24 protein-coding genes and 1 tRNA gene are annotated in these 23,927 nt (G+C 62.4%); 19 read left to right on the top strand and 6 right to left on the bottom strand.

Translation table 11 applies throughout. The features are described 5' to 3' along the window. The first annotated feature begins 3 nt into the window (after positions 1–3). The 9 genes from ACQ4V8_RS14920 (at position 4) to ACQ4V8_RS14880 (ending at position 10,940) form a co-directional block, all read left to right on the top strand. Positions 4–1,626 carry a carboxyl transferase domain-containing protein gene (locus ACQ4V8_RS14920; protein ID WP_010393995.1) on the top strand — a complete coding sequence of 541 codons (1,623 nt, stop codon included), beginning with the start codon at positions 4–6 and terminating at the stop codon, positions 1,624–1,626. A 21-nt stretch (positions 1,627–1,647) separates the two neighbouring features. Next, entirely contained in the window at positions 1,648–2,436 is a 789-nt protein-coding gene (locus tag ACQ4V8_RS14915) for an enoyl-CoA hydratase/isomerase family protein (protein WP_010393993.1), read from the top strand. 45 nt (positions 2,437–2,481) lie between these two features. Then, the gene (gene bioA / locus ACQ4V8_RS14910) at positions 2,482–3,822 is read left to right on the top strand and encodes an adenosylmethionine--8-amino-7-oxononanoate transaminase (RefSeq protein WP_261980805.1); all 1,341 of its coding nucleotides are present in this window, start codon (positions 2,482–2,484) and stop codon (positions 3,820–3,822) included. Between the two features lies 1 nt (position 3,823). Further along, complete coding sequence (gene bioF / locus ACQ4V8_RS14905) at positions 3,824–5,020, top strand: 8-amino-7-oxononanoate synthase (protein WP_010393990.1); 1,197 nt, start codon at positions 3,824–3,826, stop codon at positions 5,018–5,020. Next, positions 5,010–5,801 (top strand): dethiobiotin synthase, encoded by a 792-nt coding sequence (gene bioD, locus ACQ4V8_RS14900; RefSeq protein ID WP_010393987.1) that lies wholly within the window; start codon positions 5,010–5,012, stop codon positions 5,799–5,801. The genes bioF and bioD overlap by 11 nt, the downstream gene beginning before the upstream one ends. Before the next feature lie 44 nt (positions 5,802–5,845). Further along, positions 5,846–6,892, top strand: coding sequence for a biotin synthase BioB (bioB, locus tag ACQ4V8_RS14895; protein WP_436571743.1), 1,047 nt, complete (start codon positions 5,846–5,848; stop codon positions 6,890–6,892). A gap of 145 nt (positions 6,893–7,037) precedes the next feature. Further along, the gene (locus ACQ4V8_RS14890; protein ID WP_010393982.1) at positions 7,038–9,071 is read left to right on the top strand and encodes an acetyl/propionyl/methylcrotonyl-CoA carboxylase subunit alpha; all 2,034 of its coding nucleotides are present in this window, start codon (positions 7,038–7,040) and stop codon (positions 9,069–9,071) included. 11 nt (positions 9,072–9,082) lie between these two features. Further along, positions 9,083–10,015: a 2-hydroxyacid dehydrogenase gene (locus tag ACQ4V8_RS14885; RefSeq protein ID WP_010393980.1), complete on the top strand. Its 933-nt coding sequence runs from the start codon at positions 9,083–9,085 to the stop codon at positions 10,013–10,015. Between the two features lies 1 nt (position 10,016). Continuing rightward, a complete protein-coding gene (locus ACQ4V8_RS14880; RefSeq protein ID WP_436571742.1) occupies positions 10,017–10,940 on the top strand; it encodes a hydroxymethylglutaryl-CoA lyase in 924 nt (307 codons plus the stop codon). 174 nt (positions 10,941–11,114) lie between these two features. Here the strand turns inward: ACQ4V8_RS14880 and ACQ4V8_RS14875 are convergent. Further along, positions 11,115–11,191 (bottom strand) — tRNA-Pro (locus tag ACQ4V8_RS14875). A gap of 205 nt (positions 11,192–11,396) precedes the next feature. On the opposite strand from ACQ4V8_RS14875, the gene ACQ4V8_RS14870 reads away from it, so the two are divergent. Continuing rightward, positions 11,397–11,987, top strand: a complete 591-nt coding sequence (locus tag ACQ4V8_RS14870; protein WP_010393977.1) for a hypothetical protein — start codon at positions 11,397–11,399, stop codon at positions 11,985–11,987. Positions 11,988–12,050: 63 nt separating this feature from the next. Here ACQ4V8_RS14870 and rsmI read toward each other — a convergent pair whose 3' ends face one another. Then, entirely contained in the window at positions 12,051–12,959 is a 909-nt protein-coding gene (rsmI, locus tag ACQ4V8_RS14865) for a 16S rRNA (cytidine(1402)-2'-O)-methyltransferase (protein WP_010393976.1), read from the bottom strand. A gap of 12 nt (positions 12,960–12,971) precedes the next feature. On the opposite strand from rsmI, the gene ACQ4V8_RS14860 reads away from it, so the two are divergent. From ACQ4V8_RS14860 to ACQ4V8_RS14830, 7 genes are all read left to right on the top strand, one after another. Beyond that, positions 12,972–14,339 (top strand): penicillin-binding protein activator, encoded by a 1,368-nt coding sequence (locus ACQ4V8_RS14860; protein ID WP_436571741.1) that lies wholly within the window; start codon positions 12,972–12,974, stop codon positions 14,337–14,339. Between the two features lie 9 nt (positions 14,340–14,348). Continuing rightward, on the top strand, positions 14,349–14,708 hold the full coding sequence (locus ACQ4V8_RS14855) for a YraN family protein (protein ID WP_010393973.1): 360 nt from the start codon (positions 14,349–14,351) through the stop codon (positions 14,706–14,708). 57 nt (positions 14,709–14,765) lie between these two features. Next, positions 14,766–15,362 (top strand): phosphoheptose isomerase, encoded by a 597-nt coding sequence (locus ACQ4V8_RS14850; protein ID WP_010393971.1) that lies wholly within the window; start codon positions 14,766–14,768, stop codon positions 15,360–15,362. Further along, positions 15,355–16,029: a BON domain-containing protein gene (locus ACQ4V8_RS14845; RefSeq protein ID WP_010393968.1), complete on the top strand. Its 675-nt coding sequence runs from the start codon at positions 15,355–15,357 to the stop codon at positions 16,027–16,029. The genes ACQ4V8_RS14850 and ACQ4V8_RS14845 overlap by 8 nt, the downstream gene beginning before the upstream one ends. 127 nt (positions 16,030–16,156) lie before the next feature. Beyond that, positions 16,157–16,609 (top strand): peroxiredoxin family protein, encoded by a 453-nt coding sequence (locus ACQ4V8_RS14840; RefSeq protein WP_436571740.1) that lies wholly within the window; start codon positions 16,157–16,159, stop codon positions 16,607–16,609. 101 nt (positions 16,610–16,710) lie between these two features. Then, a complete protein-coding gene (locus tag ACQ4V8_RS14835; RefSeq protein ID WP_010393963.1) occupies positions 16,711–17,301 on the top strand; it encodes a sigma-70 family RNA polymerase sigma factor in 591 nt (196 codons plus the stop codon). Further along, positions 17,298–17,993, top strand: coding sequence for an anti-sigma factor (locus ACQ4V8_RS14830; protein ID WP_010393961.1), 696 nt, complete (start codon positions 17,298–17,300; stop codon positions 17,991–17,993). Before ACQ4V8_RS14835 ends, ACQ4V8_RS14830 begins: the two co-directional genes overlap by 4 nt. 101 nt (positions 17,994–18,094) lie before the next feature. Here the strand turns inward: ACQ4V8_RS14830 and ACQ4V8_RS14825 are convergent, their stop codons facing one another. Next, positions 18,095–18,364 (bottom strand): PaaI family thioesterase, encoded by a 270-nt coding sequence (locus tag ACQ4V8_RS14825; protein ID WP_334686043.1) that lies wholly within the window; start codon positions 18,362–18,364, stop codon positions 18,095–18,097. Positions 18,365–18,610: 246 nt separating this feature from the next. Here ACQ4V8_RS14825 and ACQ4V8_RS14820 point away from each other — a divergent pair, with 246 nt between their 5' ends. Then, complete coding sequence (locus ACQ4V8_RS14820; RefSeq protein ID WP_436571739.1) at positions 18,611–18,979, top strand: hypothetical protein; 369 nt, start codon at positions 18,611–18,613, stop codon at positions 18,977–18,979. A gap of 89 nt (positions 18,980–19,068) precedes the next feature. Beyond that, a complete protein-coding gene (locus ACQ4V8_RS14815) occupies positions 19,069–21,234 on the top strand; it encodes a TonB-dependent receptor (protein ID WP_436571738.1) in 2,166 nt (721 codons plus the stop codon). Positions 21,235–21,387: 153 nt separating this feature from the next. Here ACQ4V8_RS14815 and lipA read toward each other — a convergent pair whose 3' ends face one another. The 3 genes from lipA to ACQ4V8_RS14800 form a co-directional block, all read right to left on the bottom strand. After that, a complete protein-coding gene (gene lipA / locus ACQ4V8_RS14810) occupies positions 21,388–22,404 on the bottom strand; it encodes a lipoyl synthase (RefSeq protein WP_010393952.1) in 1,017 nt (338 codons plus the stop codon). 37 nt (positions 22,405–22,441) lie between these two features. Continuing rightward, the gene (lipB, locus tag ACQ4V8_RS14805; RefSeq protein ID WP_010393949.1) at positions 22,442–23,158 is read right to left on the bottom strand and encodes a lipoyl(octanoyl) transferase LipB; all 717 of its coding nucleotides are present in this window, start codon (positions 23,156–23,158) and stop codon (positions 22,442–22,444) included. Between the two features lie 213 nt (positions 23,159–23,371). After that, a complete protein-coding gene (locus ACQ4V8_RS14800) occupies positions 23,372–23,668 on the bottom strand; it encodes a DUF493 family protein (RefSeq protein ID WP_010393947.1) in 297 nt (98 codons plus the stop codon). Positions 23,669–23,927: the final 259 nt, after the last annotated feature.

The raw sequence follows: 23,927 nt of genomic DNA, 5'->3' as shown, positions 1-23,927 counted from the left end.
GCAATGCCGCACATCGAAAGCAAACTCAATCCGCGCAGTGAAGATTTCAAGGCCAATGCCGCGGCCATGCAAGCCATCGTCGACGATTTGCGCGACAAGGTCGAGAAAATCGCCGCCGGTGGCGGTGTAGCGGCAGCCGCCAAGCACCTGGCGCGCGGAAAACTGCTGCCGCGCGAGCGCGTGCAAATGCTGCTCGATCCCGGCACGCCCTTCCTCGAGTTTTCGCAGATGGCGGCCTACGCCATGTACCAGGATGCCAAGGGCGTCGATGCCGCGCCTAGCGCCGGCATCATCACCGGCATCGGCCGCGTCTCGGGCCAGGAATGCGTCATCGTCTGCAACGACGCCACCGTCAAGGGCGGCACCTATTACCCGATGACGGTAAAAAAACATTTGCGCGCCCAGGAAATCGCCGACCAGAACAATCTGCCCTGCATCTACCTGGTCGACTCGGGCGGCGCCAACCTGCCAAACCAGGACGACGTCTTCCCCGACCGCGACCATTTCGGCCGCATCTTTTACAACCAGGCAAATCTGTCGGCCAAGGGCATTCCACAAATCGCCGTGGTGATGGGCTCTTGCACGGCTGGCGGCGCGTATGTGCCGGCCATGAGCGATGAATCGATCATCGTCAAGGAGCAGGGCACGATTTTCCTCGGCGGCCCGCCGCTGGTGAAAGCGGCGACAGGCGAAGTGGTGACGGCCGAAGACCTGGGCGGCGGCGACGTGCACACGCGTTTGTCCGGCGTGGTCGACCACCTGGCGCAGAACGATTTACATGCACTGTCGCTGGCGCGCAGCATCGTCTCGAACTTGAACCGCACCAAGCCACAGCAGATGGCCTTGCGCGAATCCGTCGAGCCAAAATATCCGACGCAGGAACTGTACGGCGTGATCCCCGTCGACACGCGCAAACCGTTCGATGTGCGGGAAGTGATCGCGCGCATCGTCGACGGCAGCGATTTCGACGAATTCAAGGCCCGCTATGGCACCACCCTGATCTGCGGCTTCGCGCATATCTACGGCGTCAAGGTAGGCATCATCGCCAATAACGGCATCTTGTTTTCCGAATCGGCCCTGAAAGGCACGCATTTCATCGAATTGTGCTGCCAGCGCAAGATTCCCCTCGTCTTCCTGCAAAATATCACCGGCTTCATGGTGGGCCGCAAATATGAAAACGAGGGCATCGCCCGCAATGGCGCCAAGATGGTCACGGCCGTGGCCACGGCCGGTGTGCCGAAATTCACGGTCATCATCGGCGGCAGCTTCGGCGCCGGCAATTACGGTATGTGCGGCCGCGCCTTTTCTCCCCGCTTCATGTGGATGTGGCCGAATGCGCGCATTTCCGTCATGGGCGGCGACCAGGCCGCTTCCGTGCTGGCAACCGTCAAGCGCGACGGCATCGAGGGCAAGGGTGGCGAGTGGAGCGCGCAAGAAGAAGCCGCCTTCAAGCAGCCAATCAAGGATCAATACGAACACCAGGGTCACCCGTATTACGCCACCGCACGCCTGTGGGACGATGGCGTGATCGACCCGGCAGACACCCGCATGGTGCTGGGCCTGGGCCTGTCGGCAGCCTTGAATGCGGAAATCCCGGACACCAAGTTCGGCGTGTTTCGCATGTAAGCGGCAATAAGGGAGAAAACCATGGAATTTGAAACCTTAACGCTGGTCATCGAGGGCAATGTCGCCAGCGTGACCCTGAACCGCCCCGACGTGCGCAACGCCTTCAACGAGACGACGATCGCCGAACTGACGCGCGCCTTCGAGGCGCTGGGACGCAACGAGATGGTGCGCGCCATCGTGCTGGCGGCCAATGGCACGGCCTTTTGCGCCGGCGCGGACTTGCACTGGATGAAGAAGATGGCAGGCTACACGCATGCCGAAAACCAGGCCGACGCGCTGCAGCTGGCGCAGATGCTGCGCACGATTTACCTGTGTCCCAAGCCCGTGGTAGCAAAGATCCAGGGCGACTGCTATGCCGGCGGCATGGGCCTGGTCGCCGCATGCGATATCATTCTGGTTGCGGAAGACGTGCATTTCTGCCTGAGCGAAGTGCGGCTGGGACTGATCCCGGCCACTATTTCACCGTATGTCATCAAGGCCATGGGCGAAAACGCGGCACGCCGCTATTTCCTGAGCGCCGAGCGATTCTCTGCACAGGAAGCGCTGCGCATCGGCTTTGCCCACGAGGTAGTCGCTGGCGACGCGCTGCAAGCAAAAACGGCCGAGGTGCTGAAAGCGCTGACTAGCAACAGCCCGCACGCGGTGGCGCAGGCGAAAACGCTGGTGCGCGAAATCGTTGGCCAGCCGGTCGATGACGCGCTGCTGTTGGACACCGCCGAACGCATCGCGCAGATCCGCGCCTCGGAGCAGGGGCGCGAAGGCGTGCAATCGTTCCTCGACAAGCGCAAGCCGAGTTGGCTCATGGGCTAGTTAATGGTCCAAAGCTCATGGACTAAGAATATCATTGGAGCAGTTTTGAAAGCAGAAAAACAATCGGGCTGGGTCGAACGCAGTCTGCGTAGTGTGTGGCATCCGTGCACGCAAATGCAGCATCACGCATCGGCTAACGACGCTGTACCGCTCATCCCCGTCAGCCACGGCCGCGGCGCCTGGCTGTATGACCACGAAGGACGACGCTACCTGGACGCCATCAGTTCCTGGTGGGTGAACTTGTTCGGCCACGCGAATCCGCGCATCAATGCCGCGCTGAAGGACCAGCTGGACCGCCTGGAACACGCGATGCTGGCCGGTTTCACGCATGAACCGGTGGTCGAACTGTCGGAAAAACTCTCCGCCTTGACCGGCGGCGTGCTCGGTCACAGTTTTTACGCATCCGACGGCGCCTCGGCCGTGGAAATCGCCCTGAAAATGAGCTTTCACGCATGGCGCAACAGCGGCAAAACGGACAAGCAGGAATTCGTCTGCTTGCAAGGCAGCTACCACGGCGAAACCATCGGTGCGCTGGCCGTCACGGACGTCGCCCTGTTCAAGGATGCCTACGGTCCTTTGTTACGCGCCTCGCAGACGGTGATGTCACCCGACTTCCGCCAGGCCGCCGAAGGCGAGTCAGCCGAGGATGTGGCACGCCGCGCCGCCGCCGATGTGGAACGATTATTCCAGGAAAAATCGGACAAAATCGCCGCTATCATCATTGAGCCGCTGGTGCAGTGCGCCACCGGCATGGCCATGCACGATCCGCTGTACCTGTCCCTGGTGCGCGCCCTGTGCGACCGCTACCAGGTACACCTGATCGTCGATGAAATCGCCGTCGGCTGCGGGCGCACGGGCACTTTCTTCGCCTGCGAACAGGCCGGCATCTGGCCCGATTTCGTCTGCCTGTCGAAAGGCATCAGCGGCGGCTACCTGCCTTTATCGCTGGTGATGACGCGCGAAGATATCTATCAAGCCTTCTACAGCACCGACGTGCGGCGCGGCTTCCTGCATTCGCACTCGTACACCGGCAACCCGCTGGCCTGCCGCGCGGCGCTGGCCACCCTGTCGATTTTCGAGCAAGACGATGTGCTGGTAAGCAACCGGGAACGCGCCGCCAAGATTACGCGCGCCCTGGCGCCGCTGGCGCAGCATGAAAAAGTAAAACACTTTCGCCAGCGGGGCATGATCTGGGCCTTCGATGCGGTGGACGCGGCACCCGACTTTTCGCGCCGCTTCTTCAGCACGGCGCTGGAGCACGAACTCTTGATGCGCCCCATAGGTTCCACCGTTTACCTGATGCCGCCGTACATCCTTGACGACGCAGAAATCGCGGGCCTGGGCCAGCAAACGCTGGCCGTCTTCAAGCATGTGATCGGAGCCTGAGATGGAACTGATCGCGCGACTGCAACAGCAACTGCACGGGCTGGAAGAGCGCAGCCTGATCCGTCGCCGGCGCACCGTCGAGACGCCATGCGCGCCGCGCCTGACGGTAGACGGGCGCGAGCTGCTGGCCTTTTGCAGCAACGACTACCTGGGCCTGGCAGCGCATCCGCGCATCGTGGCAGCGCTGAAAGAAGGTGCCGACCTGTATGGTGCCGGCAGCGGCGCGTCGCACCTGATCAGTGGCCACAGCCGCGCCCATGCCCAGCTGGAAGAGCAACTGGCCGCTTTCGTCGGCGCCAACCTGGAACAGCCACGCGCGCTGTATTTTTGCACCGGCTACATGGCTAATTTAGCTGTGCTGACGGCGCTGGCCGCCGGTGATGCCGAAGCCGAGATCTTCTCGGAAGCGCTGAACCACGCCTCGCTGATCGACGGCACGCGCCTGGCGCGTGTGAAAACGCACGTGTATCCGCATGCGGACCTCGATGCGCTGGCGGCCCTGCTGGCGGCAAGCACGGCGACAAGCAAAATCGTCGTCACCGACAGCGTCTTCAGCATGGATGGCGACCTGGCGCCGCTGCCGGCGTTGCTAGCCCTGTGCGAGCAGCACGGCGCCTGGCTGGTGGTCGACGATGCGCACGGCTTCGGCGCGCTGGGCGAGCATGGCCGCGGCGCGCTGGAACACTTCAAGCTGCATTCGCCGCACCTGGTGTATGTGGGCACGCTGGGCAAGTCGGCCGGCGTGGGCGGCGCTTTTGTTTGCGCGCATGAGGCCGTAATCGAAACGCTGATCCAGAAGGCGCGCCCCTACATCTTTACCACGGCCGCCGCGCCCGCGCTCGCGCATGCGCTGCTGGCCAGCCTGGAAATCATCGCCGGCGAGGAAGGCCGGCAGCGCCGCGCCCACCTGGCCGCGCTGGTAGAACAATGGAACGACGGCTTGCAACTGCAGCGCTGGCAAGCCTTGCCGTCATTTAGCGCCATCCAGCCCGTCATCATCGGCGACAACGCGGAAATGATGGGCATCGCCGCCACCCTGTACCAGCAAGGCCTGTGGGTCGGCGCGATCCGCCCGCCTACTGTCCCGCTCGGCACGGCGCGCTTGCGCGTGACCCTGTCGGCCGGCCACACGGCGCAGGAAGTGGCGCAATTGATCAACGCAGTCAACACCCTGGAAAGGACACGTCATGAGCCTTGATGACCCCATCGTGGCCGAAGTGCTGGCAGACCTGGCGCAGGCGGTGCAACCCGCCCCCGCGAGCACCGGCCTGCCCTCGCGCTTCGCCTGTTTCGTCACCGGTACCGACACGGAAATCGGCAAGACCTTGACCTCGTCGGCCCTGCTGCACGCGCTGGTGGCGCGCGGCGTACGCGCCTGCGGCATGAAGCCCGTCGCCGCCGGCGCCGAGATGCGCGACGGCCAGCTGCATAATGAAGACGCCGACAGCCTGATCGCCGCCGGCAACGTCAGCATGCTGCGTAACCTGACCACGCCCTACATGCTGAAGGAAGCGGCGGCGCCGCATATCGCCGCCGCTCTGGAAGGCGTCATTATCGAGTCGGTGCCCATCCTGGCCGCCTACCTGGAAATCGCCGCCGCTTCGGATGCCGTCGTGGTCGAAGGCGTAGGTGGTTTCCGCGTGCCGCTGTCGCCCGGTTTCGATTCGGCCGACCTGGCGCAGCAGCTCGACCTGCCGGTAATTTTGGTAGTCGGCATGCGCCTCGGCTGCATCAGCCAAGCCTTGCTGACGGTGGAAGCCATCGCAGCGCGCGGCCTGACGCTGATCGGCTGGGTCGCCAACACCCTGGAAGTGGAAATGCGCTTCCTCGACGAAAATATCGAAGCACTGACCGAGCGCATTCCGGCGCCGCTGCTGGGCAGGGTGCCGCGCCTGGCGCAACCCGGCGCAGAAGCGGCGGCGGCGTATCTCGATTTCAGCGGCTTGCCCAACTGGCCGGCGCAGCAGTCGAAACATTAAACCGAATAATTAAACGTCTCCAAAAATAGAAGCGAAGGAATCACATGTCTCACGTCCAAGAAGCAGCAAAAACCGTCGAACTGCACCGTCCTGCGGCGCGCATCACCGTGCCGGAAGCGGCCACCTGGCCCGTCACCGATGTGCTGGCACTGTTCGACCTGCCATTCAATGACCTGATGTTCAAGGCCCAGCAAACCCACCGCATCAACTTCCCCGATGGCGACGTGGAACTGGCTACCTTGTTGTCGATCAAGACCGGTGGCTGCGAGGAAGATTGCGGCTACTGCCCGCAGGCAGCGCGCTACGACACGGGCGTGGAAGCGAAAAAAATCCTCGACATCGACACGGTGCTCGACGCGGCCCGCCAGGCCAAAGCCAATGGCGCCACGCGCTTCTGCATGGGTGCCGCCTGGCGCAGCCCGAAAGAGCGCGACATGGAAAAAGTCGAAGAGATGGTGACCAAGGTAAAGGCGCTGGGCTTGGAAACATGCGCTACTTTGGGCATGCTGGAAGAGGGACAAGCGCACCGCCTGAAAAACGCCGGCCTGGACTTCTACAACCATAACCTGGACACGGCGCCCGAGTTCTACGACAACGTCATCTCCACGCGTGAATATCAGGACCGTCTGGACACCCTGGGCCGCGTGCGCGAAGCGGGCTTGAAAGTGTGCTGCGGCGGCATCGTCGGCATGGGCGAGACGCGATTGCAGCGCGCCGGCCTGATCGCCCAGCTGGCCAATTTGAATCCGTATCCGGAATCGGTGCCCGTCAACCACCTGGTGCAGGTGGAAGGCACGCCTTTGTATGGCCTGGAAGCGCTCGATCCGTTCGAGTTCGTGCGCACGATTGCGGTTGCCCGCATCACCATGCCAAAAGCGCGCGTGCGTTTGTCGGCGGGCCGCCGCCAGATGGGCGAAGCCGTGCAAGCCATGTGCTTCCTGGCGGGCGCCAATTCCATCTTCTACGGCGACAAGCTGCTCACCACCGATAATCCGGAAGCGGAAGACGACCGCACCCTGTTGAACAAACTGGGCTTGCAGACGCGCGGCGCCATGCTCGACTCGGTACAGAAAGAGAAGTGCGGCTGCTGATCGAAGTCAACCGGGGTCAGACCCCAGCTATTGCTTTTGGGTTAAGCAACAACCTGACCCAACGTCTGTACTGCAGGGGTCTGACCCAAAGGGTCTGACCCCACAATAAAAAAACTTCCAGCCACGAGCTGCAAAGAGAGAGACCATGTTCACTAAAATCCTGATCGCCAACCGCGGCGAAATCGCTTGCCGTGTCGCCGCTACCGCGCGCCGCATGGGCATCCAGACCGTTGCCGTATATTCGGAGGCAGACGCCAACGCCAAGCACGTCGCCGTCTGCGACGAAGCGGTGCTGATCGGCCCTGCGCCGGCCAAGGAAAGCTATCTGTGCGGTGACAAGATCATCGCCGTGGCGCTGGCCACTGGCGCGCAGGCGATCCACCCCGGCTACGGCTTTTTGTCCGAAAACGCCAACTTCGCCGACGCCTGCCACGCTGCAGGCCTGGTCTTCATCGGCCCGCCGGCGTCCGCCATGCGCGCCATGGGTTCCAAATCGGCCGCCAAGTCGCTAATGGAAAAGGCGAATGTGCCGCTGGTGCCTGGCTACCACGGCGACAACCAGGATGCGGACTTCCTGCACGGCCAGGCCGACAAGATCGGCTACCCCGTGCTGCTGAAGGCTTCGGCCGGCGGCGGCGGCAAGGGCATGCGCGTCATCGAGCACTGCGCCGACTTCAAGGCCGCGCTGGCCTCGTGCAAGCGCGAAGCGATCAGCTCTTTCGGCGACGACAAGGTGCTGGCCGAGAAATACCTGTCGCGTCCACGGCATATTGAAATCCAGGTGTTTGCCGATACCCTGGGCAACTGCATCTACCTGTTCGAGCGCGATTGCTCGGTGCAGCGCCGTCATCAAAAGGTGCTGGAAGAAGCGCCGGCGCCGGGCATGCCGTTCGACCGCCGCGCCGCCATGGGCGAGGCGGCCGTCGCCGCTGCCAAGGCTGTCGGCTATGTGGGCGCGGGCACGGTGGAATTCATCGCCAACCAGGATGGTTCGTTCTACTTCATGGAGATGAACACGCGCTTGCAGGTGGAACACCCGGTGACGGAAATGATCACCGGCACCGACCTGGTGGAATGGCAGTTGCGCGTCGCCTTTGGCGAGCCGCTGCCGAAAAAACAGCATGAGCTGACGATCCACGGCCACGCCATCGAAGCGCGCATCTATGCGGAAAACCCGGAAAAGGGCTTCCTGCCATCGATCGGCACCCTGCGCCACATGCAGTCGCCGTCGGCGGTGACGTTCGAGCTGGGCGGAACGGTGGTTCCGGCCGCCGTGCGCATCGATTCGGGCGTGCGCGAGGGCGACGCTATCTCCCCGTTCTACGACCCCATGATCGCCAAGCTGATCGTCTGGGGCGCAGACCGCCGCGAGGCACTGGCACGCATGGCGCAGGCGCTGGGTGAGTACCAGATCGTGGGCCTGGCCAGCAATATCGCTTTTTTGAAGCGCCTGGTCGAAGGCCAGGCATTTGCCAGCGCCGATCTCGACACGGGTTTAATCGAGCGCAATCAAGAATCGCTATTCCCCGCGCTGCAGGCAACGCCAGACACGGCGCTGGCACTGGCGTCGGTGGCCCTGCTGCTGGAAGAGAAAGCGGCCGCCGAAACGCAGTCGAGCCACCGCGCCGACCCGTGGGGCAATGCCCTGGGCTGGCGCTTGAACAGCACTCTGGGACGCAGCCTGGCGTTTGCCGATGAGTTCACGCTCGCTGGCGGCGCCGAGGCCGAGGCCTATGCCGCACGCATCACCTACCAGACCGATGGCTGGCTGTTCAACGGCCAGCCCCTCAGCTTGACGGCGCGCCAAGGCAATGAGCTGCACATCAAGCTCGGCGAGCGTGCCGTGCACGGCACCGTGCTGCGCGACGGCGAGCAGTTCCACGTATTTAGCAGCGGCTTGCACTACACCTTGCATTACAGCGACCCGATGGCGCATGCGGGCGAAGTGGAAGCGGAAGGCGGCCGCCTGACGGCGCCCATGCCGGGCAAGGTCGTCGCCGTGCTTGTCAACAAAGGCCAGGACGTGAAAAAGGGCGAGCCTTTGGTCATCATGGAAGCGATGAAGATGGAGCACACCATCGCCGCGCCACACGATGGCTTGGTGGAAGACGTGCTGTACGGCGTCGGCGACCAGGTGAGCGATGGCGCGCCGCTACTGGCCTTCAAGGCTGCCGCATAAAGGCTGTGACGATGCGCATCCTTTTACAACGTTCGGACGGCAAGGAAGCGGCGTGGATCAGCGACTTGCGTGACTTGCTGCCCGAGGCCGAAATCCATTTCTGGCGCGAAGGCGAAACGTTCGCGCCGTGCGACTACGCCGTCGTATGGCAGCCGCCAGCGGCCATGCTGCCAGCATTACGCCAAGTTAAAGCCATCTTCAACACGGGCGCAGGTGTCGACGCACTCTTGAAATTTGGCGAGGCGCTGCCCGCACACGTGCCGCTGATACGCCTAGACGACGCGGGCATGGGCGTGCAGATGGCCGAATATGTGAGCCACGCCGTGCTGCGCCACTTCCGCCAGTTCGACGCGTACGAGGCGCAGGGCCGCGCCGGCATCTGGCAAGCGCTACCCGCCTACGACAAGGCCGATTTCCCCATCGGCGTGCTGGGCATGGGCGTGCTGGGCAACCGCGTACTGCAAGCGCTGGCGCAGTTCGAGTTTCCCCTGCGGGGATGGAGCCGCAGCCGCAAGTCAAGCGATGGCGTGCAATGTTTTGCGGGCGAAGAGGAGCTGGAAGCCTTTTTGCGCGGCACGCGCGTGCTGGTGTGCATGCTGCCGCTCACGCCCGAGACGCATAACCTGCTCGACCGCACGCGTCTGTCGATGCTGCTGCCAGGCGCCTACGTCATCAACGTGGCGCGCGGCGCGCATATTGCCGAACCGGATTTACTGACCCTGATTCGCAGCGGACATATCGCCGGGGCAACGCTCGACGTGTTCCGCAACGAGCCGCTGCCGCAACAGCACCCATTCTGGCAAGAACCGCGCATCACCATCACGCCGCATATTTCGGCGGCCACCCTGCGCCGCGAAAGCGTGGCGCAGATCGCCGCCAAGATGCGCCGCCTGCATGCCGGAGCAGTAGTCGCCGGCATCGTCAACCGTTTGCAAGGATATTGAGATGAGCAATCAAGTGAGTTTGCCAAAACAGGTGAAGATCGTCGAAGTGGGTCCGCGCGACGGCCTGCAAAACGAAAAGGAAACCATCAGCGCCGCCGTCAAGATCGAGCTGGTCGACCGCCTGACCTTGGCCGGCTTCAGCAACATCGAGGCGGCGTCCTTCGTCTCGCCAAAATGGGTGCCGCAAATGGCCACCAGCGCGGAAGTGATGGACAAGATCACGCGCCGCGCCGGTACCCTGTATTCGGCGCTGACGCCGAACATGCAAGGTTTCGATGCCGCGCTGGCGGCGAAGGCCGATGAAGTGGTGATCTTCGGCTCCGCCTCCGAGGCGTTCTCGCAAAAGAATATCAACTGCTCGATAGCTGAATCGATCGCCCGCTTCGAAGGCGTGGCCAAGGCGGCCAAGGCACATGGCTTGCGCCTGCGCGGCAGCATCAGCTGCGCCTTCGGCTGCCCCTATCAGGGCGACGTGCCGCTGGACGCCGTGGCCGACGTGGTGGGGCGCATGCGCGACCTCGGTTGCGACGAGATCGACATCGCCGACACCATCGGCGTGGCCACGCCGCGAAAAACGCAGGCGGTCATGCAGCGCGCGATTCAAGCCTTCCACGTGGGCGGCCTGTCCGGCCACTTCCACGACACCTATGGCCAGGCGCTGGCAAATATCTACGCCAGCCTGGAAACGGGTATTGCGATTTATCATTCGTCCGTCTCGGGCCTGGGCGGCTGCCCCTACGCCAAGGGCGCTACCGGTAACGTGGCGACCGAGGACGTGCTCTACATGATGCAGGGACTGGGGATAGACACCGGCATCGACCTGGAACTGGTGGTCGATGCGGGCCAGTTCATCTCGCAGCAGCTAGGGCGCAAGGGTTCCAGCCGCGCCGGCAACGCCATCGCGGCAAAACGCGCCGCTGTTTGAGGTAAGTTGGATTAGCGTGGCGACGCCACGCGTAATCCGACAACAGTGTTTGCCATGACCCTGGTGGCGTCGGATTACGCGCTTGCGCGCTAATCCGACCTACCCGACCGGCGTGAACCGTACAGACGAAAAAAAACCCAAGAGCCGAAGCTCTTGGGTTTTTTTCTACAAATTTGGTCGGAGTACAAGGATTCGAACCTTGGACCCCCTGGTCCCAAACCAGGTGCGCTACCGGGCTGCGCCACACTCCGAAGACCAAGATAATACAGGCCGTATCGACTTCGGTCAAGGGTCAGGTGAAACTCTGTGTAAATTATTTACGCCGGGCACGAGAAGCCATGTATTTTTCAAAACTATTGAAGTATGCGACACTAACTAGGCAAGTTTTCCCGCTCAGACATGAAGGCGACGACGGCAATGGATTTCAGTATAGAAAGAAGAGACGGTGGCCGGCCCATGCCAAGCCGCCGCAGCATGGTGCTGGGCATTGCCGTGTCCGTGCTGCTGCATGGCGCATTGGTCTATCTATGGCGCCATGTGCCACCGCCTGTCGCGCCGGATGCGGGTCCGCGCGTGGAGTCGATTGCCGTGTGGATACGTCCACTGGCCGCCAAGCCCCCAGCGCCGCCTGTCGAAGTCGTCCAGCCAAAGCGCGAAGCAAGACCCATCATTGAGCCAAGGCGCGCCGCGACCCGCGCAGTGCCGACGCCAGCGGTGGCCACCGCGCCAGCACCGAACCCGCCAGCCATCACGCTGGCACCGGCAACGCCGGCAGCCAACTCGGATACCTTGCCGCAAGAGACCGCAAAATTCGACATGGAAGCGGCCAGGAAGACGGCGCGCAAGATGGCCGGCGAACGCGATCCATCCAAGGTGGGCACGGCCGTCGGGCAAATCCCCGACCAGCCGCTGGCAACGCAAACCCGACTCGCGCGCGATATCGCGCAAGGCAAGCGCGGCGATTGCCGCACCGCCTATGCAGGCGCGGGCTTGCTGGCACCCGTGCTGATGTTGCTCGACAAAAAGGATAGCGGCTGCAAGTGGTAAGGCAAGTGTTGAGGCAAGGGCAGAGACTTACAAGATACCGGGATTGGCTATCTCACCATGCCCTTATTCTTGGCCCTTCAACTGCAGCGCCCGTTCATACAGGGCGTTTTTCTTGCGCCCCGTGATTTGCGCCGTCAGGTTAGCCGCTTGCTTGACGCTGCATTCAGCCAGCAGGATGTTCAGGATGCGTTCCGCTTCCACGTCTTCCGCGTCTTGCGCCTCGGTTGCGCCTTCGAGCAGGACGACAAATTCGCCCTTTTCGCGATGCGCATCAGCGCGTATCCAGCTTTCCGCTTCGGACAGCGGGCAGCGGTGGATTTCCTCGAACATTTTCGTCAGTTCGCGCGCAAACACCACCTGGCGCGTAGGCTCGAACGCTTCCACCAGGGCTGTGGCGCAATCGAGGATGCGGTGCGGCGCCTCGTAGAACACCATCGTGGCCGTGACGCCGCGCAAGCTGTGCAGCATGTTTTCGCGCTGCTTGGCCTTGGCCGGCAGGAAGCCGACAAAGTAAAACTGGTCATTCAACAAACCGCTGGCGGAAATGGCCGTGATGGCCGCCGATGCGCCCGGCAGCGGCAGCACGCGCAAACCCGCTGCGCGCACGGCGTCGACGATGCGCGCGCCCGGGTCGGAAACGGCGGGCGTGCCCGCATCGGAGACGAGGGCGATGCGCTCGCCGGCGTGCAGGCGGGCGATCAGGGTCTGCGCCACTTCACGCTCATTATGTTGATGCGCCGCAATCAATGGCTTGTTCAGGCCAAAGCGCGTCAGCAGGTGCGCCGTATTGCGCGTATCTTCACAGGCAACGGCGTCGGCAAGGCTCAGCAAGTGCAGCGCGCGCAAGCTGATATCGGTCACATTGCCGATCGGCGTGGCCACTATATACAATGTTGCGATAGGATAGACCTGGTGCGCCGCCTCTGTCATGATGGGCAGGCTGGCGATGGAACTGATTTCTTGTACGGTCATTTTGGAGGTTGAATGCTTGCTAATAGTGTGAAGTTACTGCTTGTTTGTGCCGCGACCGGCATGCTGAGCGCTTGCAGCACGCCTTGCGACGCGCCCGGCCAATTGTGCGCGCCTATTGAATCTAACACAAGGGCGCTGCCGCCACCGAAGCCGTTGCCACCACCCGTGCCGCCCAAGCCGCCTGCGCCAGAACCGGTGACGTTTGCCGTGGCCGTACCCGATATTACCGCGTATGACGGCAACGCTGCGCCGCTGGCGCCGAGCAAAAACAAGCCGGCGACCGGCACGCCGCTCGACATGCCGACGGCCACGGCGCCGGCACCGGCCGATGGCAATGTCCACCACATCGGCTTGCTGCTGCCGCTGCGCTCGTCTTCCTTGGGTCCGGCCGCCGAATTGCTGCGCGCCGGCTTCATGGCCGCCTATGCGCGCGACCGCAGCGGCTTCGAAGTGACGGTGATCGACACGGGCGATGGCAGCAGCGATGTCCTGAACAAGTTTGCACAAGCGCAAGAGGAACAGGACGTCATCGTCGGCCCCCTGTCGCGCTCGGCCGTCACGGCGGTGGCGAATAGCGACCTGGTGCGCAAGCCGACGATAGCCCTGAACCACCCGGACCACCGCGGCGAGGCGCGCCTGCCGGAAAAAATGCTCATCATGGGCCTGTCGATCGAAGCGGAAGCGCGCCAGGTCGCCGCCTGGGCCGCCAGCGAACAGCCGTCTGCCAGCGCGCTGATCCTCTCGGCCGGTTCGCCCTCGCAACGCCGCACCAGCGCCGCCTTCAAGCAGGAATGGCTGCGCCAGGGCGGCAAGATCGAAACGATGGACTTGACGGCCACGAATGGCTACCTGAGCGATGCCGAGCTGGTGCAGCTGCGCGCGCGCCTGGCCGCGACACCGCCTGGCCTGCTGTTTGCCGCGCTCGACGCTGACCAGGCGCGCCAATTGCGCGTGGCCATCGGCAGCGATTTGCCCCTGTATGGCACGTCGTCATTGAATCCCGGCACCGGACGCGGCGCCAGCGGCCCGGAACTCGACGGCGCGCGCCTGCTGGACCTGCCATGGCAAGTGCAGCGCAACCACCCGCAAGTGATGCAGTATCCGCAGCCGCCGCAGCCAGGCGACGCCCGCCTGACGGCGGACATGGAACGCCTGTACGCGCTGGGCATCGATGCCTTCCGCGTGGCGCGCGAAGTGGCGCTGCGTCCAAACGCGCCGTTCACGCTCGATGGCGTGACTGGCCGCCTGGCCGTACGCTTCGAGAATGCGCAAAGCGTCTTCGAACGCACGGAGCAAGCTGCCAGCTACCAGCAGGGCGTACTGGGCACCTGGCCACCGGCCGCAGCGGCAACGCCGGCCGCCTTGCCACCGGCACAATAAGGATACGCCATGCTGCCCTTGCCTTTCCAAAATACACAGGCACGGGGACAGCAGGGGGAAGACGCTGCGCTCGCCTATCTGCGGCGACAAGGCTTGTTGCTGCTTGCACGCAACTATCGGTGCAAAGGTGGCGAACTGGACCTGATCATGCGCGATGGCCCGTCGGTCGTCTTCGTGGAAGTGCGGCTACGCAGCAGTGCCGCCTTTGGCGGCGCGTTGGCCAGCATCACGTCAAGCAAGCAGCGGCGCATGGTGCTGGCGGCGCAAAGCTGGCTGCTGACGCAAAATATCGTGCCGCCATGCCGCTTCGACGCACTCGCCATCGATGGGGGGCGCATCAGCTGGCTGAAGAACATCCTCGATATGTAAGCATTTTTAACCGTGCTTGTCCGCCATGCCGCGCACCTGCACTATAATCGCCAGACTATGAATAATCAACGCATCCTCTCGCACTTCCACGAAAGTGCCGAACTCAAGATCCGGGCTGCTACCGTATTGGCGCAACCCATTGCGCAGGCGATCGACCTGATGTTCTATGCATTGTCAAACGGCAACAAGATCCTGGCCTGCGGCAACGGCGGTTCCGCCGCCGACTGCCAGCATTTCGCGGCCGAGCTGGTGGGACGCTTCGAACGCGAGCGCTTTCCGCTGCCGGCCCTGGCGCTGACGACCGATACCTCGATCCTGACGGCCATCGCCAATGACTACAGCTACCGCGAGATTTTCTCGAAACAAGTGCAGGCCTTCGGCCAGGCCGGCGATATCTTGCTGGCCATCTCCACGTCGGGCAATTCGGCCAACGTGATGGCAGCAGTAGAAGCGGCGCTCGAGCGCGAAATGCGCGTCGTGGCGCTGACGGGCAAGGACGGCGGCGCCATCGGCAAGATGCTGACCGATGCCGACGTGCATATCTGCGTGCCGGCCGAGCGCACGGCGCGCATCCAGGAAGTCCACCTGACCACCATACACTGCATCTGCGACGGCATCGACGTCGCCCTATTCGGAGGAGACGTGAATGACTAAATTCGCTACTGGCCCAGGCTGGAAACGCGTACAACGCCCACTGGCTACCGCTTTGCTGTGCGGCGCCATGCTCACCTCGCTCACCGGCTGCATCGAACTGATGGTCGGCGGCGCAGTGATGAGTGGCGTTGCTGCGGCAGACCGCCGTACCCTTGGCGCCCAGACCGAAGACAAGTCGATCGCCCTGAAAGGCGAATCGCGCATCCCCTCCATCGTCGGCGATGCCGGCCATGTGAACGTCACCAGCTTCAACCGCCGCGTCCTGCTGACAGGCGAAGTGCGCGATGAGGCGATGAAAAATGCCGTCGAGCGCGAAGTGCGCAATATCGAAGGCGTGGAATCGGTGGCCAATGAACTGATCATCGCCGGCCCGGCCAGCTACACCTCGCGCTCGAACGACGCGCTGATCACCACCAAGGTCAAGGCCAGCCTGGTGGACATGAAAACTATCTCGGCAGCCTCGTTCAAGGTCGTCACCGAAAACGGCAGCGTCTTCCTGATGGGCCGAGTCACCCAGCGCGAAGGCATGGTCGCGGCCGACGTAACGCGCGGCGTGGGTGGCGTGCAGAAAGTGGTCAAGCTGTTCGACTACATTTCGGAAGCGGAGCTGAAGCAATTGCAGCCCGATCCGATACCGGGGCGCGTCAACAACGCCGTCGGACAGTAGGCCCGCCAGGCCGTACACAAAACGATGGGGCTATAATGGCCCCATCGTTACGTTATCTGGTGTGAAAACTATGTCGACATCGAGTGCCAAATCCTGGAGCAAGCCCGCGCTATTTTGTATTGCATTGATGGCTGTCGCTGCGGTGGCGTTTCTGAACAACAAACAAAGCGCGCCGGACGTGACCTTCCACGGCATCCATGGCGAAAAAATTACGTCAAGCAGCCTGCGCGGCAAGGTCGTGATGGTCAATTTCTGGGCTACCTCCTGCACCACATGCGTGGCAGAAATGCCGGAAATGGTCGACACCTACAACAAGTACAAGGGGCAGGGACTGGAATTGGTGGCCGTGGCCATGAAATACGATCCGGCCAACTACGTCCTTAATTTCGCCGAAACGCGCCAGCTGCCCTTCAAGGTGGCGCTCGACGTGACAGGTGAGGCGGCCAAGGCTTACGGCGACGTGGCCCTCACACCCACCACCTTCGTGCTCGACAAGCAGGGCAAGATCCTCAAGCGCTACGTGGGCAAGCCAGAATTCGCCGAATTGCATAAATTAATCGAGAGCGCCATCGCCGGCTGATCCGACACTGGCGACACTGGCCGCAAAACCTTGTTGCCAGCTGTTGCACGTATGTTATAACCTTCCCTCGCGTGATCCCATTCACCTTATGAAGGCCAGCCGTGTCCCTAGCCGCTCAATCGCTCGACCCGCAACAACTGAAAACCTGGCTACTCGCCAGTGGCAACAAGGACGCCACGGCGTTCCGTCAACTATATCACGCCACATCATCGAAACTGTTCGGCTTCGCGCTGCGTATATTGCATAAGCAAGAGCTCGCCGAAGAAGCCTTGCAAGAGGGTTTCGTTGCCATCTGGAACAATGCCGCCACTTACCAGAGCCATCTGGCGGCGCCGATGACCTGGATGGCCACCATCGTGCGCAACAAGGCGTTCGATGTGCTGCGGCGCAGCGACGATACCGTGGAAATCGATGCCGAACAGTTTGATAGCGAAGTCATGAATGCACTCCAAGACCCCCAGGCCACGCCCATCGAAGCACTGCAGCTGAGCAGTGATGCCAAGGCGCTGGCGTTTTGCATGTCGGCCCTGGACGGGCTGCATCGGCAAGTAGTCGCCCTGGCGTTCTATCATGACCTGTCGCACAGCGAAGTGGCGCAGCAGATGTCGCTGCCGATCGGCACCGTCAAGACCTGGATACGGCGCAGCCTGGAACGGCTGCGTACGTGCCTGGCGAAACGGGAGGCAACATGAATATTCGCGGCAATGACAGCTTGCGCCAGAAACTGGCGTCCGAATACGTGCTGGGCACCCTGAAAGGCGGCGCGCGCCGGCGTTTCGAAGGCTGGCTGCACAACGACGCCGATTTGCGCAATATCACGGCCGAATGGCGCCAGCGCCTGGAACCGATGGCGGAGTTTGCCACGCCCGTGGCGCCGCCCAAGCGCGTCTGGCAACAGATCGAGCAGCGCTTGCACCTGGCGCCCCAGGGTGGCTGGTCATTATTGCGCGATTCGCTGTCATTCTGGCGTTCGCTCGGCATGGCCTCAAGCGCCATCGCCGCGCTGCTGGTGATCGTCGTGGCCACGCGCGTCATGGACACACCACAGATCAGCTATGTGGCCAGCCTGACGGACGAGAAAGCGCAAACAGCCCTGCTGCTGACGGCCGACAGCCGCCAAGGCGGGCTCGAGGTGCGCATGCTGGGCAACGCGCCCGTACCTGCTGATCGCGACCTGGAACTGTGGGCCGTGCCGAAGAGCGGCAACCCGCGTTCGCTGGGTCTGCTGGCCGACAAGGGCAACATGAAACTGGCCTTGCCGCAGCGTGGCATCGGCAACGACGTAGCCACGATGGCCGTTACCCTGGAACCGAAAGGCGGGTCGCCCAATCCGAACGGACCGACGGGACCGGTTTTGTATAAAGGTAACTGGGTGAAAATCTAGCGAACCCAAGCAAGGGCTGGGGTCGTTCCCTTCGGGATCGGAATTTCCCCCATTGGGGAAAATTTCCCCTGCAGGGTACGACCCCGGATTTTGCCCTTCGGTTACTTGGGATACAGAATCATCTGCGTGCAACGAAACAGGGCGATGGTCTTGCCCATTTCCTTGCTTTTCACCACGGCATCCCACACTTGCGTGTTGCGGCCCTTGGGCTCGACTTTCGCCGTGCAGGTGAGCGTGCCTTCGCAGGCCGTGCCCAAGTGGTTCGATTTGAACTCGATGGTGGTGAAATTGTTCGCGCCCTCGGGCCGGTTGCCGATACAGCCATAGCCGGAAGCCGTATCGGCCAGCGCCACCACGCTACCAGCGTACAGCTAGCCATCCGGTACCAGCAGAGGTGACAGCACGGGTAATTGCGCCGCCAGCTGGCTGGAATAGCGGCATTTCCGCAGCATCCTGGAAGAGCTGCGCCTGGGGCTGGCCATCGTGCTTCGCGGCCGGCTTGCGCCAGCACTACGGCCTGCCCCAGCGCGACTTGCGCGTCATCCTGTCAGGTCGCTCTGGCGCAAATCACGCAACAAGCGCCAACAGCGCGGCAATTTTCTTGCTACTATATCCTCATGCCTTCCCGCCAGCCCACCCGCAAGCCTTATGGCAAGCCTTATGGCAAGCCTGCCCATCACGGTGCCGCCGCCCTGGCGCGCGCACCATGGCAGCTATGCCTGGCCCTGTTCAGTGCGCTTGCCCTCGTGTTCCTGCTGTCGACGGCAGCCTCGCACCTGCACAAGACGAGCCTCGACGCGGAAGAGTGCGCGCTGTGCGCCACGGCCATCGACAAAGTGGCCGATATCGCCGCGCCGCCGGCCATCACCGCGCCACCGGCCCAATTACTGCCCTACCGCTTGCTGGCCATCGCGCCAGCCACCCTGGCCCCCGTCGCCACACGCATCCTGCCGCCCGTGCGCGGTCCGCCTGCCGCCTCACTGTAGTTCGTACGCTTTTTTATCCTTTTCAGGCTGCAGCGCCGCGTCCCCATGCGCGCCGTGCCGCCTGGCGTTGACTATTTTCGAGGTATGCCATGCACCACACACCACGCCTGAGCGCACTGTCGCTCGCCCTTGCCAGCCTGTTTAACCTTTCCGCGCATGCCGCTGAGGCAAACGAAGCCTCCAGCGCCGCAACGGATGGCGCACCACAAGAGATGCAAAAGGTGGAAGTCACCTCCGCCCACTTGAAAAATGCGCGCATCGCGCTGTCGCCGAAAGTCGGCACCACCATCTACAGCATCGACAGCCACATGATCGACATGCTGGGCCAGGGCGACAATACGCCATTCAATGAAGTGCTGCTGCGCCTGCCGGGCGTATCGCAAGATTCGAAGGGCTCGGGCGCCCTGCACGTGCGCGACGACCATGCCAACGTGCAATACCGCATCAACGGCGTACAGTTACCGGAAAGCATCAGCGGCTTTGGCCAGTCGATCGACACGCGCCTGATCGACAAGACCGATTTCATGACGGGCGCCTTGCCGGCCCAGTTCGGCCTGCGCACGGCGGGCATCGTCGATATTGAAACGAAGGAGGGCGGCCTGACGCCAGGCGGGCGCATCGGTATCATGCTCGGCAGCCACGACCATGTAGAACCGAGTGCTGAATTTTTCGGCAGCGTAGGCAAGTTTAATTACTACCTGTCCGGCAGCTATCTGGGCAATTCCCTGGGCGTGGAAAACCCGCAAGACACACGCAGCGCCCTGCACGACAAAACGCGGCAAAACAAATCGTTCGGTAGCCTCTCGTATTTCCTCGATGACAACACGCGCCTGGGCGCCATGTTCGGCACGTATAACGGCCGCTTCCAGATCCCGAATAACCCCAACCAGGCGCCCGCCTTCTCGTTGGATGGGCACAGCGATGCGCAGGCGGGCACGTCGAGCTTGCCATCATCGCAATTGAATGAAAACCAGCACGAAGTTAACCGCTTCCTCGTGCTGTCGCTGCAAAAGAGCCTGGGCGACGTCAATTACCAGGTCTCGGCTTTCCACCAGTATTCGGCACTGCACTTCACGCCCGATGCCATCGGCGACCTGATCTACAACGGCGTAGCCTCGGACTCGCGCCGCACGAACCGCGCCTCGGGTGCCCAGTTCGATATCAGCTACAAACTGCATCCCGAGCATACCGTGCGCGCGGGCCTGGCCTACACGCGGCAGAAGACGACGAGCGACAACACGGTGGCCGTGTTCCCTGCCATTGACGGCGCGCAAACCGCCACCACGCCCATCTCCATTGCCGACAACAGCGGCAAGACCGGCACCCTGGCGAGTTTTTATCTACAGGATGAATGGCGTATCAGCAAGCCCTTGACCCTGAACTACGGCGCCCGTTACGACAAGGTAGCGGCCTACACCAGCGAGCAGCAATGGAGCCCGCGCGTCAATCTGGCTTACCAGATCGCGCCGGGCACGGCCCTGCACGCGGGCTATTCGCGCTACTTCACGCCACCGCCGCAGGAATTGGCGGCCCAGGGCAGCATCGACCTGTACGCGCACACGACGAATGCGCCGGAAATCGGCCAGTCGGACAACGTCAAGGCCGAGCGCACGCATTACTACGATGTGGGCATCAGCCACCAGGTCAATTCAAAACTGACCGTGACGGCCGACGTGTACTATAAAAAGATCCACAATCTGCTGGACGAAGGCCAGTTCGGCCAGGCGCTGATCTTGACGCCATTCAATTATGCGGATGGCTACGCCAAGGGCCTGGAGTTGTCCGCCATCTATAGCGAGAAAAACTGGGGCCTGTTCCTCAACGCCAGTACGCAAAAGGCGCAAGGGCGTAACATCAATTCGGGGCAAGCGCTGTTTGGTGCCGCTGAGTTGAACGCCATCAGCAAGCACTATGTCTACCTCGATCATGACCAGAAATACACGCTGTCCGGCGGTGGCCATTATCACTTCGGTGATTCGCAAGTGAGCGCTGACTTTCTCTACGGCAGCGGCCTGCGCATGACCCCAGACGGTGGCGCACCGAATTCCGGGCATTTGCCCAGTTACTTCACCGTCAACACGGCACTCACCCACACCTGGAAAAATACGCCGCTCGGCAAGGTGGAGGGACGCCTGGCCCTGGTCAACGTGTTCGATAAATCCTACCTGCTGCGCGACGGTTCCGGCGTGGGCGTGGGGGCGCCACAATACGGCGCCCGCCGTAGTCTGTACGCCGGCCTGTCGACGAGCTTTTAAGCGATAGGCGCGCAGTCAGGTTGAAGGCGCGAAAAGGGATTTGTCGGCAGGACAACGCGGTCGCGCCGCCTACGCATGCGGCGCCTGCGCCAAGAGCAGGCAAGAAAAAGCCGCCCGGCTTTGCAGCGGGCGGCTTGATGTGGCGCGAGGGGCTTAGAAATTGAGCGCCGACTCCACGCCGGCGCTATGCGCCTGTTCGTCCGCATGGTAGGAGCTGCGCACCATGGCGCCCACGGCAGCGTGCGTGAAACCCATTTTATAGGCTTCTTCTTCGAACATTTTGAAGACGTCCGGGTGCACGTAGCGGCGCACGGGCAGGTGGCTGTTCGATGGCGCCAGGTACTGGCCGATGGTCAGCATGTCGATATCGTGCTCGCGCATGTCGCGCATCACTTGCAAGATTTCCTCGTCCGTCTCGCCCAGGCCCACCATGATGCCGGACTTGGTTTTCACGTCCGGGTACATGGCCTTGAAATCCTTCAGCAGTTTCAGCGAGTGCATGTAGTCCGAACCGGGACGCGCTTCCTTGTACAGGCGCGGCGCCGTTTCCAGGTTGTGGTTCATGACGTCAGGCAAGCCATCCTTGAACAGGTTCAACGCTTTTTCCAGGCGGCCGCGGAAGTCGGGCACCAGCACTTCGATGCGGGTGTTTGGCGACAGGGCGCGCGTTTGCTGGATGCACTCAACGAAATGGCCAGCGCCGCCGTCGCGCAAGTCATCGCGGTCGACGGAAGTGATGACGACGTAGTTCAGGCGCAGCTTGGCGATGGTTTTCGACAGGTTGGCCGGCTCTTCCTTGTCCAGCGGGTCCGGACGGCCATGGCCGACGTCGCAGAACGGGCAGCGGCGCGTGCACTTGTCGCCCATGATCATGAAGGTAGCCGTGCCCTTGCCGAAGCATTCGCCGATGTTCGGGCAGCTGGCTTCTTCGCACACGGTCACCAGTTTGTTTTCACGCAGGATATCCTTGATTTCATAGAAGCGGGTCGATGCCGAGGCGGCCTTGACGCGGATCCAGTCCGGCTTTTTCAGGCGCTCGACTTGCTCGATCGGAATGATCTTGATCGGGATGCGCGACGTCTTGCTGGCGCCTTTTTGCTTTTCGCTCGGGTTGTACGCGGCAGCGGCGGTCGCGGCGGGGGCGGTGCTGGAAATGGTCTCAGAAGTCATGGCTGCAAGCCCTTGACGGGCGTGTTGGTTTGTTTGCTCAGGCATCCGCTGCCTGAGGCGCGCCTGCGGCGCTGTTTACTTCGCTTACATCGAGTAATACGGTCAATTCATGGGCCAGAGCCCGCTGCACCTCGGCCAGCGGCGCCAACACGCCCATGCTGCGCATGTCCACCGTCTTCAGGCCGGAATAGCCGCAGGGGTTAATCCAGGAAAACGGCGCCAGATCCATCGCCACGTTGAGCGATACGCCATGGTAGGTGCAGCCGTTGCCGCGCACTTTCAATCCCAGCGCGGCGATCTTCGCACCCTTGCTTGGTCCGCCGGCGATATAGATGCCGGGCGCGCCATCGATGCGCTCGCCTGCGAGATTATACGCCGCCAGCACATTGATGATGGCTTGCTCGATTTTATGCACGAACTGGCGCGCATACAACTTGCCGCCCGGCTTGTTGCGGCGCAAGTCCATCAGCAGGTAAATCACCACCTGGCCGGGACCGTGGAAGGTCACTTCACCGCCCCGGTCCGTCTGCACCACGGGTATCGCATTTTCTTCAATCGCGGCGCCCGCCAGCAAATGGCCGCGGTCGGCAGCCAGGCCCAGGGTGAACACGGGCGGATGCTCGACGATCCACAGTTCATCGCGCGTGTCCGTCGTGCGGGCGTCGGTAAAGGCGCGCATGGCGGCAAAGGTCGGCTCGTATTCGACGCGGCCCAGCTCGCGGATCAGCGCCGCTTCGGTTCGGGTGGTGGTCATGACAGATTCTGTAATCAGCTGCCGGCGCCCTGCGGACGCTGCGGCGAAGCCGTGATTATAAGCGAGGCTACCGTTTCATTGAGCTGCGCACGCCGGCAAGCGCAGCAAGCTGCCGATTGCCTGCTGGGCGCGGCGGTGCTGCTCCATGTGGCGGGGGCTGCCAGCTTGTTGCTGGCCTGACGCAATGCCAGCGCGCCAGGGCAACCACTGGTCTTACATGACGATCTTGACCATCGGGTGGCCCGACAGCGCCATGTACAGGGCGTCGAGCTGCTCGCGACTGATGGCGCGCACGGTCACGGTCAAGCCCGTGTAATTGCCCTTGCCCGATGGACGCTCTTCCATGCGACCGACGTGGAAGGTCGGATCGTGGAGGATGACCAATTCCAGCATGGTCGGCGCGAAGTCGACATGCGTCGGGCCCATGATCTTGATGGGGAAGTCGCTCGGGTATTCGATCAGCGATTCGCTGGGAGGAATCGTGACTTCGGTGGGGGGAGTGGTTTGCATGGGAAATCCTATCAGTGCCGTTCAGAACAGGCGGCGCCACGCCTAGCGCGCGGCGGCTGCATAAAGGCGTATTGTAGCCAACTTTGGGGGCGTATGCGCCCCTGGCCATGGCGACACGGGTGCGGAAAAAAAAAGCCAGCTTTGTAAGCTGGCGAAAACTATTTCGTTTGGACAAAATAGCCGGAAAAATCGGTGCTGTCGGCCAGTCAGGCATGGCGCTATGCTGCAAGGACCTCACTGTAGACAAAACAGTGCCGCT

Origin of the sequence: Janthinobacterium paucivorans (assembly GCF_051380805.1) — a bacterium.
In the GTDB taxonomy this organism is placed as follows: domain Bacteria; phylum Pseudomonadota; class Gammaproteobacteria; order Burkholderiales; family Burkholderiaceae_D; genus Janthinobacterium; species Janthinobacterium lividum_D.
The sequence above is the reverse complement of the archived record's forward strand: the minus strand, read 5'-3'. Positions and strand labels throughout refer to the sequence as shown.